This is a genomic window from Vibrio sp. 1727, assembly GCF_033344415.1.
In the GTDB taxonomy this organism is placed as follows: domain Bacteria; phylum Pseudomonadota; class Gammaproteobacteria; order Enterobacterales; family Vibrionaceae; genus Vibrio; species Vibrio alginolyticus.
In genome coordinates, this window is record NZ_JAWPOT010000002.1 from 373,551 (window position 1) to 385,772 (window position 12,222).

A 12,222-nucleotide genomic window follows, 5' to 3' on the forward strand; every position below is an offset into this window, starting at 1 on the left:
TTTAACGAGAAGCACCACTCGAAAACATTGATTTTGATCAATAAAGATTGGCTAGCGAACAAGAAGAAATCGATCTTATTGGCGTTGATCTCAGTTGCGAAGAAAACCATGAAAATTGCAAAATTGGTACTAAATCTACTTGCTATTTTTGGAGGTCTTGTAGGATAAAGGATGGAAAGGAATACGCTAAAAGATAGGAGTGCAACAGGCCAAAATGCGATCACTTTTTGTTACGTTAATATTACTTTTTAGTTCTCTTTCATTTGCTCAAAACTCCATCAATCTAACCAGTTGGAACATAGAATGGTTATCTATAGATGGTGGAAAAGTGTCGAGAACACCACAAGATTTTGAAAAACTGACCCACTATGTGGATAAAACACAAGCCGACATTCTTGCTTTTCAAGAAGTCGAAAGTGCTGCTGCCATCCAAAAAGCCGTTGGCAATGACTTCACTATTTATCTTTCCGATCGTTCAAACGCCTCCAACCGACACCTTCAGTTTAACGACACCAACCAATACACAGGCTTTGCCGTGCGCAATGGCGTAAGCGTATTAGACAAGCCAGACTTCTCTATCACACGAGGCAACATCAAGCTGCGCTTCGCGAGCTACCTTGTTTTAAATCCAAACCAAGAAAACGAGACTCACCTACTCTCTGTACATCTGAAAGCGGGTTGCAGTGGCGCGTATCGTAATAACCGCGATTGTAAGATAGTGAAACAACAAGGACAGGCACTAGCTAAGTGGATAAAGGCGCGCGAGGACAACAAACAACATTATGTCGTGCTTGGCGACTTTAACCACAACTTGGGTTATCAAGGAGATTGGTTGTGGGACGTGATATCGGACAATACTAGTGCAAAGCTAGTGACTAAAGACACTAAAGCAGAATGTAAAGTGCGCTCTAATCGTAATCCGAATAAAACCCACCAATTCCGCTCGGTGATAGACCACATCATTGCGAGTGGTGATTTAAAGGCGTCGTCTGGTGTTCAAACCGTTTTCAAAACACAAGATGTACTCGACTATAAACTGAGTGAGCATTGCCCGGTTTCTACGACACTCACTTTTTAGCGTTTAAGTTCTCTGTTAACGTTGAGATACTCTTTTTTGCGTTGAAGAACTCTTTAGCCACGAACCATTCTTTTAGCGGTGAATGACCCAACCAACATTGCCGCTATAAAGAGCAGAACTTGTGTGTTGCCAGTAATAAGGCTGGCAACCGCAGGACCAGGACACACACCCAGTAAGCCCCAACCAATACCAAACAGTACAGCACCACCGACTAACTTTTTGTCTATCGCTTTAGAAGTTGGGCATACAATCTCATCACCAAACACAGATTCGCTTCTTGGCTTTATTAATAAAAGATAAGCTGGAACGAACACCGCAAGTGCTCCGCCCATTACGAAGGCTAAGCTTGGATCCCATGCCCCAGTAATATCGAGAAAGCCAATCACTTTTGCCGGTTCAGCCATACCAGAGACCACCATACCAATACCAAAGAGCACACCAGAAAATGCAACAACGGACATTTGCTTAATACTTTTCATTACGTGAGTTTTCATAACGACACTATTCCTCACGATACTAGCAAGACGGTTAACATGGCTGTGGCCATAAAAGTACACGTCGCGACCACAGAACGGATTGAGAAACGCCCTATTCCACAAATGCCATGGCCACTAGTACAACCATTGCCGATACGCGTACCAACACCGACTAACAAGCCAGCAACGATAACTAAAATAAGAGAACCGCTGTACTGATCTGGTACATGCCCGCCAAGAACATAAACAGCAAACAAGCCACCTAATACCATCGCAATTAAAAAAACAATTCGCCAAACGCGGTCTGCGCTCTCAACGGCACCGTTTAAGATCCCACTGATCCCAGCAGTCTTGCCAGTAAATAGCATCAGTGTTATCGCTGATACGCCAACTATTATGCCGCCCAAAAGCGACATCCAAGGAACTTCAAACATAGCATCCGCCAAACTAATTACTTACAGAAAACTTGCTTAAACGCTTCAACCAGCGGACCAACTCTTTCATCAGAAATTGAATAAAATACCTGCTGAGAAACCTTCCTAGCTTTAATGATGTCGTGCTTTCTCAATACGGTGAGATGTTGTGAAAAAGCAGATTGGCTTAATGATGAACCTTCAAACAGTTCACCGACCCCTTTCTCACCTTCAATCAGCTTACACATCACGATTAGGCGCTCTGGATGAGCCATAATTTTAAGCAGCTCACTCGCTTCGGTCGCACTTTGTAGCATACTGTCGCCCATTCTTATGCCTCTTCATTACTACATTACATTACATTACATTTTATTAGATATTACTAATTAATATTATTAAGTCAATGCTAATGTAGATTAAATAACATTAGACTCAGCTAATTTATTTAAGTAAGGTGTAGGCGTTTTCGATCATTCAGCAGGAGAAATCCATGAGCAAAATCGTGATTATTGGTGGGGTTGCTGGCGGTGCATCTGCAGCAGCTCGCGCTCGTCGTCTTAGTGAAGACGCAGAAATCATTATGTTTGAACGCGGTCCATTTGTGTCATTTGCAAACTGTGGCTTACCCTATCACATTGGTGGCGATATCCAAGAGCGCAGCAAACTGCTTCTTCAAACGCCTGAGAGCTTTCTAGCGCGTTTCAATGTTGATGTCCGTGTGATGAACGAAGTGGTTTCTATTAACCGTCAAGACAAAACGGTTACGGTTAACAATTTGCTTGATGGCTCGGAATACCAAGAGAGCTACGACTTTCTTCTACTCAGCCCTGGCGCAGGTCCAGTTGTGCCGCCTATTCCGGGTATTGATAACCCGTTAACGCACTCGCTGCGCAATATTCCAGATATGGATCGCATCATTAAAACGATCGAAACCAACAAAGTTGAACACGCTACGGTCGTTGGTGGTGGTTTTATCGGTTTGGAAATGATGGAAGCCTTCCACCAGCTAGGCATAAAAACCACATTAGTTGAAATGGCGGATCAAGTGATGACGCCCGTTGACCGTGAAATGGCTGGCTTCGCACATGCTGAAATTCGTGAGAAAGGCATCGACCTTAAACTTGGCGTCGCACTTGAGTCGGTGAAATTCGTACCTAACGAGCACGTGGCAAGTTTCGACTCTGGTGAGAGCGAAAAACACCAACATCTAGAAGGTGAATTGGAATTAACACTAAACAACGGTGAAAGACTCACCACCGATATTTTGATTATGGCAATTGGTGTTCGCCCCGAGACCAAATTAGCGAAAGAAGCTGGCTTAGAAATCGGCGCTCTTGGTGGTATTTATACCAATGAATACATGCAAACCAGCGATCCTTCGATCTACGCTGTCGGCGACGCGGTAGAAGAGAAAGACTTTGTGACTGGCGAGCAAACTCTAGTGCCACTTGCGGGCCCGGCAAACCGTCAAGGCCGAATTGCAGCAGACAACATGCTTGGCCGCCAAGAAACTTACCAAGGTACGCAAGGCACGGCGATCTGTAAGATTTTTGATTTAGCCGTCGCTTCTACTGGTAAAAACGAGAAACAGCTGAAACGTGAAAACATCGCTTATGAAAAAGTGTATGTGCATACAGCAAGTCACGCGAGTTACTACCCAGGTGCAGAAACCGTGTCATTCAAAATGCTGTTTGATCCAGTAACAGGTAAAATATTAGGTGCGCAAGCAGTAGGTAAAGACGGTGTTGATAAACGTATCGACGTAATGGCAGTTGCTCAGCGTGCTGGTATGACGGTAGAGCAACTGCAACACCTCGAGCTAACTTACGCGCCACCTTATGGCTCTGCTAAAGATGTAATTAACCAAGCGGCGTTTGTGGCAAATAACATCATCAAAGGCGATGCGACCGCGATTCATTATGATGAAATGGATTCACTGACAGAAGACCAACTGTTACTTGATGTTCGTAATCCTGGTGAATTGGAGTCCGTTGGTTATCTTGAAGGTGCAATTAATATTCCTGTCGATCAACTACGTCGTCGCATGCACGAACTTCCTAAAGACAAAGAGATCGTGATTTACTGTCAAGTTGGGTTACGCGGTAACGTAGCATACCGTCAGCTGGTCAACAATGGTTACAAAGCCCGCAACTTGATTGGTGGATACAGAACTCTCAAATTTGCTCGCTTATAACTTGATAATAAAAAAGAGAAAACCACGTGCTTGGTTTTCTCTTTTTTTGCAGGAAAGAAAGCGTAGATCATTCACCTTCAATTGCCAAACGGACTGCTGCTTGAGCATGGATAGAAGTGGTATCGAGTAGTGTAACATCGGTGTGACTTTGGTTTACAAGTAAGGCAATTTCAGTACACCCGAGAATCACAGCTTCAGCTCCGTGCTCTTTTAGTTTTTCAATAATTTGCAAGTATATCGTCCTTGACTCCTTTTTGATTTCACCTTGGCATAACTCTTTATAAATAATGTTATGTACTTTAGAGCGGTCGTCTTGATCGGGAATGACGACATCAAGCCCATAACGGTCGGAAAGCCTTCCTTTATAAAAGTCTTGCTCCATTGTGAATTGAGTACCAAGGAGTCCGACCTTTTGAACCCCTTTCTCACGAAGTAACTCAGCAGTCGCGTCTGCGATATGTAGTATGGGGATATTAATACTGGCTTCAATTTGAGGCGCAACTTTGTGCATTGTGTTAGTACAAATAAGAATGAAGTCAGCGCCCCCTTTTTCTATTGAAGATGCAGCATCAGATAGAATGCTTGCCGTTTCTTCCCATTTACCTTGATGTTGAAGTTTCTCTATCTCCGAAAAATTCACGCTATACATACAAATTTTTGCGGAATTTAGGCCGCCTAACGCCTCTTTGACTCCTTCGTTGATCAATTTGTAATAACTAAGCGTCGACTCCCAGCTCATACCACCTAGAAGACCGATAGTTTTCATATAACTCTCCAATCGTTATACACCACCGTGCCAGGGTGTTTTTACAAAAAAATCAGCCACTTAAATAAGCAGCATTCAAGCGTCTTCACTATTGAGCATTGGGTAACACGAAAATAAAATCATTCCCACAAGGACCGCTACGCGATTCTCATATATCCTCGCAATATCGTTACTGCATTTCCAGAAAGCTTAACGTGCTCAGTGCTTAAAAACTCTGTATGGACGACCCCACTTCTCTTGGAGGCTTGGAAGCCTTTCAGTTGCTTTTTGTTGAGCTCTTTAGCCCAGTAAACACATAAAGCGCAATGTGCAGAGCCTGTAACTGGGTCCTCATTAACACCTACCCAAGGCGCGAAGTATCGAGAGACAAAATCGGCGTCAGTGCTTGATTGAGCAGTGATGACGACGCCACGGCCTTTTTGTTTAAGCAGCGCACCAAAATCAGGGTCGAGCTGTTCAAGCACAAATTCATCATTAATGACGACCAACTGCTTATTATCAAACTGACCGTAGGCGACTACATTGGCGGCATCTAGCCCCAAACCATGAAGTAAGTCTTTGTTAATACTAGCTCGCATATCTAAAGTTGGAGCAGGAAACACCAAATGAATTTCTTCATGATCGAGTTGTGCGGTTAAAACCCCAGATAGCGTAACGAACTCAATCGTATCTCCAGTATTATATAACCCCTGCTCTTTCAGAACGTGCGCCGTTGCAAGTGTGCCGTGTCCACACAAAGCAACTTCCGTCCTCGGTGTAAACCAACGAAGTTGCATTGTACTGAGTGACAGAAATGCCGTTTCAGATAACGACATCTCGGCCGCGATGACCAACATCGTTTCCTCATCAAGGCTTGACTCTGTGATACAAACACCCGCGGGATTGCCTTTGAAAACCTCTGATGTAAACGAGTCAACCTGAAAAATTTTAACTTCCACGAAATATCCTTAAGTTCTATCAAACACGTAATTCTGTATAACGTGATTTTTAATATCTGTTGTTTGAGCGAAAAAAACTATGAAATTTTCTACCAACCTTATAGGTCTTGTGGGAAGCGCTAACAAACAGGAGAATGTAGTTAATTATGCAAAACGTAAAAAGCCATCATCAATGTGACTCAATTGGATATCTTATCGGAGTTTTCGGCGTTTCTTTAGTTCTAATATGGATTGGTATTTATAAATTCACACCTACAGAGGCCAAGCTTATACAACCGCTCGTTGAAAATCATTTTCTGATGAGTTGGTTGTATGATGTGATGTCAGTTCAAGCCGTATCAAACATCATTGGCGCAACAGAAATCATTGTCGCTATTGGATTAATCGTTGGCCTTAAAAACACACGAGTCGCTTATTTTTCTGGCATAGCCGCCGCAATTATTTTTCTTGCGACACTCAGCTTTCTAATTACGACACCGAATACATGGAAAGTGTCTGATGGGGTTTTGGTGACAAACTTCTTTTTTAGTAAAAGATATTCTATTTTTAGCCATTGCGATTAGCGTCATAGAACGAAACAAGCCAAACAGAGAATAACTCTAAATAGTTCGAAATCTTGTTTTTCCAGAACGTAGCCTGAAAGGTGCAAACGACTTACAAGTCGAATGGTTCTGTCAATAACTCTAAACAAAGACTCTTAAATTTAGAATGTTTAAGAGTCTTTGCCTTCTAATGATGCGAAACAACATCCTAGCGTAAAGTGAAAAGAAAAGCCTTTTACTCTACTGCTAAGATTTATTGATACTTTGCCGAAGTAATGAACTCACCGAATGTCTCGCACCATACAACAACCGTATTGTATTCAGAAATTGAAGTGCTTTGAGGAACCTCAACAACGAAGTTATCGAACGTTTTTACATCACCAATTAAGCTCATTTCAGATTTAAGGTCATTAAACTCTTGTTCCGTTTCGACAAACTTAGGAGATAGATAGAGTTTATAGTCTGGTCCGGGAGCGAGTTTTCCTACCAACGTAATGACTTCAGAACTCAAATGAATCTCTCCCTCTCCCCAATGAAAAGCATCGCTACCTTTGAGTTCCCTCTTAAACACTGCGCTGTATTCTGCACCTTGCTTGCTCTTAGCAACTTGTTCATCGGTCGGCGCAGGTGGTGCAATAAGGATCGGTAAAGTATAGATACCTATCGCAATGCCAATAGAAACTGCCACTAAGTGACTGATTGTTAATTTAATTATATTTTTCAAGGTCATAAGCATCTTCTTATTAGTTTTACTACTTGAAATTAGATTCAAATCGGCCTTATCTGTCTATTATCGAGCAGCATAATGTCATTAACATTATACACAAGCTATGCGCACTAAATGCAGACTGAGCGCAATTAAAAACGGCTGATAATTAATATCAGCCGTTTGCTTATCGGAAATGTCGTTGTGCCGGTTTGGTCACTATTCCGCTTCCACCAAAGCGATCTTATCGGATGTCGATTTTTCCAATTTTATCGCAATAAACTTAGAGGTTGGCGTAAACGTTCTATCCCCATAACTGTCCAAAGGAACTAATGGGTTTGTTTCTGGATAGTAAGCCGCCGCCTGACCTGCTGGTACATCATAGGCAACAAGCGTAAATCCGCTCACACGGCGCTCAACGCCATCTTCCCACAATGACACCATGTCCACTTTGTCGCCCGGTTCAAAACCGAGTTTACGAATATCCGCTTCATTGATAAACAGCACTTCGCGCATACCAAATACTCCACGATAACGGTCATTCAAGCCGTAAAGTGTCGTATTGTATTGGTCGTGTGAGCGCATGGTTTGCAAGATCAAATCTGGCTTTTGGCCTTTTTCGAGTATCGCTTCGCTGATCAACTGCTTCGGCAACTCGCTAGAGCTGAACTGTGCTTTGCCGCTTGGTGTATTCCATCGACGCTCAGCAGCTGGGTTTACCAAGTGGAATCCACCCGGGTGTTTAAGCTTATGGTTAAAGTCGGTAAAGCCCGGAATCGTGTCGGCAATCAAATCGCGAATACGGTCGTAATCTTCAATCGCCCACAACCAATCAATTGGTTTTGCCCCGAGTGTCGCATTGGCAATACCGGCAATAATCGCTGGTTCTGAACGCAAATGCTCCGAACGCGGTTTTAGCTGACCAAATGAGATATGTACCATGCTGAAGGTATCTTCAACCGTCACGCCTTGTGGGCCAGTCGCTTGCTGATCAATCTCAGTACGGCCTAAGCACGGAAGAATAAGCGCATCTTTACCTGTGACAAGGTGAGAACGATTTAACTTCGTCGAAATGTGTACGGTTAAATTACAGTTTCGCATCGCGTTGTGCGTACGTTCTGTGTCTGGCGTTGCTTGTGCAAAGTTACCGCCCAAACCGATAAATACTTTCGCTTGCCCTTTTTCCATCGCTTTAATGGCTTGCACAGTGTTGTGGCCTTCACCGCGCGGGACGGCAAAGTTAAATCGACTTTCAATGCGATCCAACAACAGATCTGAAGGTTTTTCATCAATGCCCATCGTACGGTCGCCCTGAACGTTACTGTGACCACGTACTGGTGAAAGACCCGCGCCCGGCTTACCAACGTTACCTCGTAACATTTGCACGTTTGCGACTTCTTTAATGGTTGGTACAGAGTGACGATGCTGAGTCAACCCCATCGCCCAACACATGATCACACGTTCTGCACGTCGATACATGCTCGCCACCATCTCGATTTCACTTAAATCAAGACCCGATTGTTCCGTGATGTGTTCCCAAGCGGTTGCGTCCACTTCAGCCAAATAGTCATCTATACCTATCGTGTGCTGCTTGATGAATTCACGGTCAAATACCGCTTTGCCACCGTTTTGCAATGCCTCGCGTTCCCATTGCAACAAGAATTTCGCGATGCCACGAAATACTGCCATGTCTCCGCCCAAAGCAGGACGCAGGTACGCCGTGTTTGTAGGCTCTGAGCCGTTACTCAACATCTCAATCGGCATTTGTGGGTTTTGGAAACGCTCTAATCCGCGCTCTTTCAGCGGGTTTAGACAGATAACCTGAGCACCACGTTTTACCGCTTCGCGCAGAGGTTCAAGCATTCGTGGGTGATTCGTGCCCGGGTTTTGACCAATCACAAAAATCGCGTCGGCTTCTTCAAAATCATCAAAGATCACTGTGCCTTTACCAACGCCAATGGTGTCTTTCATCCCGATTGCACTGGCTTCGTGACACATGTTGGAACAATCTGGGAAGTTGTTGGTACCGAATGCGCGCACAAATAGCTGATATAAAAACGCCGCTTCGTTGCTTGCACGGCCAGAGGTATAAAACTCCGCTTGGTGTGGTGAATCCAATTGGTTGAGATGTTTAGCCACAAGAGAAAAAGCCTCATCCCAAGAGACAGGCACATAGTGGTCGGATTCAGCATCGTATCGCATTGGGTGCGTGATACGGCCTTGGTATTCCAACCAGTAATCGGTTTGAGTTGAGAGAGAAGAAACGCTGTGATTGGAAAAAAACTCAGGATCAACCAGACGATTAGTCGCCTCCCAGTTTACCGCTTTCGCGCCATTCTCACAGAAATTGACTTTACCACTATCTGGCGACTCACCCCATGCACATCCCGGGCAATCGAAACCGCCATTTTGGTTGGTTTTGAGCATAGTGCGAATGTTTTTAACTGCATTTTCACTGCCCCACCAACTTCTGGTTACGGCTTTCAGTGCACCCCAACCACCAGCTGGACCTTTGTATGCTTTTATTTGTTCTTTTTGGCTCACGACTTTACTCCTCGCAGATATACCAGCAAGCAGGGTGCCCGTGAAAACAAGCGCGTTATTTATTGAGATAATGCGGAAGTATTGAAGGGCTTAGTTTCTAATCCATGTATTTTTTAATCCAAATAAGTAACCACTCAACACGCTCTCGCTTGTCCGAGCGTTTACTTATCTAGATTCTTGATATCGGATACCCGCCTACTGTTTCTAAGACTGGTAGATTCAATTCGCATTGCTGCGTCTTGATCTAAATCAAAGATTAAGTCGATATTCAATATGCGTCCAATTGATAATCCTGACCGAGTGATAAACAAAATCTATGACGAATTTTTCCACTGACGGTTATCACATTTTTAATCAATACAATTTATGAGGTTAATCGTTTTCCCATTCGATTCCACCTAGTTCGATTAACGAACTCAATAAAATCGGCACTCTTGATAATAGATAATATCTATCACACTATAGATACTTTAAATTTGACCCTAATTAATATCAGGAATAGCCTTGATTCAGATCAATTTTGAGTGTGGTTTTATTCTTGACTTGGTTTTGGTTTTCCATTCCCTAGTTAAAACGCTCCAGCGCTTAAAAAGTACGGTAGTGCTGTGCCCTTTTTAGGGAGTTCCCCCGTACATGTGACTCACAACGCAAGGTTAACAAGCCATTATGGATATCAAACAACTTAAATATCTCATCGCACTTGAACAGACCAAACACTTTGGTCAAGCCGCCGCATTGTGCCACATTACGCAGCCTACCTTGTCCATGAGGATCCGAAGCTTAGAGGAAGAACTCGATCTCGAATTAATCCAAAGAAGTCAACGATTTGAAGGATTTACAGAAGCCGGAGAACGCATTTTGGCTTGGGCAAAAACCGTCTTAGCAGCTCATGATGGATTGCAAGCCGAAGCCGCCAACTGCCGTGGTCAATTGGTCGGCTCTCTTCGGCTTGGAATGGTGCCACTCGCCAGCCAAAACCCTATGCAATTGCTCAAACCATTAGCTCAACAGTTCCCTGAGTTACGCTTTCAAATACTCTCCATGACGACCGAACAGATCATAGACCAACTCAATCGCAATCAACTAGATTTGGGGATGTGTTATGTCGATCAAGTTAACACCGCTTACTTCGATGTTATCGAGCTCGACTCGACCAAACTTGGCGTTTTATTCGATGAGCGTCATTTCGATTTTGCCGAATCTGAAGTGTTGTGGGAGTCACTCAATAACATTCCGCTAGGGCTGCTTTCGAAGGGTATGCACTATCGCCACTCAATTGATCTTAGCTTTGTGAGTAAAGGGCTGGTTCCGCAAACCGTCATTGAAAGTAACTCCACCTTTCACTTGATCCAAGCAGTAACCAGTGGCCTTTGTTGCGCCATTATGCCGCTGAACTGTGGATTGGAAGAGTTGAACGATACGCTTCGCATTATCCCTATCGAAGAAGCCGCCGTTCACGCCCCGCTAGGTTTGTTAAAGCGAAAACAAGAACCCTTTTCCGCGCTAACCGATCAGTGCTTCGCAGAAGCAAAAAACATATTCAATCGATAACAACAACCCACACGTCAATTTTTGGCATACATAACGGCTTATGAGGTGATTTCATGAGATGTACTACTCAATCTTATTTTGAACTATCCGATTTCAATCAAGCACCACCTCAACCAAGTGCGTTCAATTACCGAGAATTGATTGATGGCCGCCCAGTGCAACAAATGTCGCTGGCGAGTGAATCCGCCTTAGCTATCAGCTACAACGGCATTAGCCAAGCGGTCATGATGGTGACGCCAGGCCATCTGGAAGACTTTGTGAAAGGGTTTAGCCTAAGCACAGGCATCGTCCACGACTTCAAAGAGATCAAAGACATTGAAGTTGGTGGCGATCACGAATCTCACTATGCGGAAGTGGAAATCAGCAACCGCGCTTTCTGGGCGTTAAAAACACAACGCCGGAATCTTGCCGGCACAACTGGATGCGGCATTTGTGGTGTCGAGGCTCTGGAACAAGCTTTGCCTGATTTAGCACCGCTAACACCGTCTCTTCCTCCGCGCTCCGATGTATTCGAAGGGCTGCGAGACAAAGTCGCAGTGCATCAAGAAGCCGCACGTGAATCTGGCGCGCTACACGCCGCTTTATTTTCAGATTTACAAGGCAACATCAAGTTGTGCCGAGAGGACATCGGCCGTCACAACGCGCTAGATAAGTTGATTGGCGCATTGGCCAACAATCACATCGAACCTAAAAGTGGCTTCGCAATCATGACAAGCCGTTGCAGCTTAGAGTTGATCCACAAAGCCGTTCGCGCGCGTATCCCCACTCTGGTTTGCTTATCTGCACCGACAGCGTTAACTGTCGAATGGGCAAGAAGAAACCATTTGAACCTAATTCACTTACCAAAACACGGCTCGCCGCGTCTATACAGCCCTGCCCCTTAACACGTCAACCTAGCCGAATTCCTAATATTTCTAACAGAGACCTCTGGGTCTCTGTTGTTTGCTTCTCGTTCGCGATTGATAGCTAGCAACGAGACACTACTCTTCCAACCAAACGTACTCACCCCTTGTC

General features: G+C 44.2%; 11 protein-coding genes and 1 pseudogene. 5 read left to right on the forward strand and 7 right to left on the reverse strand.

Translation table 11 applies throughout. From position 1 onward, the window contains the following. Nucleotides 1-214: 214 nt before the first annotated feature. Nucleotides 215-1,078, forward strand: a complete 864-nt coding sequence (locus tag R8O10_RS04045) for an endonuclease/exonuclease/phosphatase family protein (RefSeq protein ID WP_318191124.1) — start codon at nucleotides 215-217, stop codon at nucleotides 1,076-1,078. A gap of 53 nt (nucleotides 1,079-1,131) precedes the next feature. Here R8O10_RS04045 and R8O10_RS04050 read toward each other — a convergent pair whose 3' ends face one another. The 3 genes from R8O10_RS04050 to R8O10_RS04060 are packed head-to-tail and all read right to left on the reverse strand — an operon-like array spanning nucleotide 1,132 to nucleotide 2,296. Next, the gene (locus tag R8O10_RS04050; protein ID WP_054700899.1) at nucleotides 1,132-1,572 is read right to left on the reverse strand and encodes a YeeE/YedE family protein; all 441 of its coding nucleotides are present in this window, start codon (nucleotides 1,570-1,572) and stop codon (nucleotides 1,132-1,134) included. A 14-nt stretch (nucleotides 1,573-1,586) separates the two neighbouring features. Continuing rightward, nucleotides 1,587-2,000, reverse strand: coding sequence for a YeeE/YedE family protein (locus R8O10_RS04055; protein WP_254901900.1), 414 nt, complete (start codon nucleotides 1,998-2,000; stop codon nucleotides 1,587-1,589). 5 nt (nucleotides 2,001-2,005) lie between these two features. Then, entirely contained in the window at nucleotides 2,006-2,296 is a 291-nt protein-coding gene (locus tag R8O10_RS04060) for an ArsR/SmtB family transcription factor (protein WP_005376206.1), read from the reverse strand. A 161-nt stretch (nucleotides 2,297-2,457) separates the two neighbouring features. Here R8O10_RS04060 and R8O10_RS04065 point away from each other — a divergent pair, with 161 nt between their 5' ends. Further along, nucleotides 2,458-4,161, forward strand: coding sequence for an FAD-dependent oxidoreductase (locus tag R8O10_RS04065; protein WP_054700896.1), 1,704 nt, complete (start codon nucleotides 2,458-2,460; stop codon nucleotides 4,159-4,161). A gap of 67 nt (nucleotides 4,162-4,228) precedes the next feature. Here R8O10_RS04065 and R8O10_RS04070 read toward each other — a convergent pair whose 3' ends face one another. Together R8O10_RS04070 and R8O10_RS04075 are read right to left on the reverse strand one after the other, a co-directional pair. After that, nucleotides 4,229-4,927, reverse strand: a complete 699-nt coding sequence (locus tag R8O10_RS04070; protein WP_318191125.1) for an aspartate/glutamate racemase family protein — start codon at nucleotides 4,925-4,927, stop codon at nucleotides 4,229-4,231. Between the two features lie 137 nt (nucleotides 4,928-5,064). Beyond that, nucleotides 5,065-5,865 (reverse strand): PhzF family phenazine biosynthesis isomerase, encoded by an 801-nt coding sequence (locus R8O10_RS04075; RefSeq protein ID WP_318191126.1) that lies wholly within the window; start codon nucleotides 5,863-5,865, stop codon nucleotides 5,065-5,067. Nucleotides 5,866-6,011: 146 nt separating this feature from the next. Between R8O10_RS04075 and R8O10_RS04080 the strand changes: the two are divergent. Continuing rightward, a pseudogene (locus tag R8O10_RS04080) lies at nucleotides 6,012-6,462 on the forward strand (YkgB family protein). Between the two features lie 198 nt (nucleotides 6,463-6,660). Here the strand turns inward: R8O10_RS04080 and R8O10_RS04085 are convergent. Then, complete coding sequence (locus R8O10_RS04085) at nucleotides 6,661-7,137, reverse strand: DM13 domain-containing protein (RefSeq protein ID WP_005376099.1); 477 nt, start codon at nucleotides 7,135-7,137, stop codon at nucleotides 6,661-6,663. 195 nt (nucleotides 7,138-7,332) lie between these two features. Next, complete coding sequence (locus tag R8O10_RS04090; RefSeq protein ID WP_318191127.1) at nucleotides 7,333-9,657, reverse strand: FdhF/YdeP family oxidoreductase; 2,325 nt, start codon at nucleotides 9,655-9,657, stop codon at nucleotides 7,333-7,335. A gap of 666 nt (nucleotides 9,658-10,323) precedes the next feature. On the opposite strand from R8O10_RS04090, the gene R8O10_RS04095 reads away from it, so the two are divergent. Further along, a complete protein-coding gene (locus R8O10_RS04095) occupies nucleotides 10,324-11,208 on the forward strand; it encodes a LysR family transcriptional regulator (RefSeq protein ID WP_005460961.1) in 885 nt (294 codons plus the stop codon). 53 nt (nucleotides 11,209-11,261) lie between these two features. Then, nucleotides 11,262-12,092, forward strand: a complete 831-nt coding sequence (gene fdhD / locus R8O10_RS04100) for a formate dehydrogenase accessory sulfurtransferase FdhD (protein ID WP_318191128.1) — start codon at nucleotides 11,262-11,264, stop codon at nucleotides 12,090-12,092. The last annotated feature ends 130 nt before the right edge of the window (nucleotides 12,093-12,222 follow it).

Bases quoted from the DNA above. Each gene is read 5' to 3' on its own strand.
- R8O10_RS04045 (WP_318191124.1), top strand. From the start codon at position 215: ATGCGATCACTTTTTGTTACGTTAATATTACTTTTTAGTTCTCTTTCA.
- R8O10_RS04050 (WP_054700899.1), bottom strand. From the start codon at position 1,572: ATGAAAACTCACGTAATGAAAAGTATTAAGCAAATGTCCGTTGTTGCA.
- R8O10_RS04060 (WP_005376206.1), bottom strand. From the start codon at position 2,296: ATGGGCGACAGTATGCTACAAAGTGCGACCGAAGCGAGTGAGCTGCTT.
- R8O10_RS04065 (WP_054700896.1), top strand. From the start codon at position 2,458: ATGAGCAAAATCGTGATTATTGGTGGGGTTGCTGGCGGTGCATCTGCA.
- R8O10_RS04070 (WP_318191125.1), bottom strand. From the start codon at position 4,927: ATGAAAACTATCGGTCTTCTAGGTGGTATGAGCTGGGAGTCGACGCTT.
- R8O10_RS04085 (WP_005376099.1), bottom strand. From the start codon at position 7,137: ATGACCTTGAAAAATATAATTAAATTAACAATCAGTCACTTAGTGGCA.
- R8O10_RS04095 (WP_005460961.1), top strand. From the start codon at position 10,324: ATGGATATCAAACAACTTAAATATCTCATCGCACTTGAACAGACCAAA.
- fdhD (WP_318191128.1), top strand. From the start codon at position 11,262: ATGAGATGTACTACTCAATCTTATTTTGAACTATCCGATTTCAATCAA.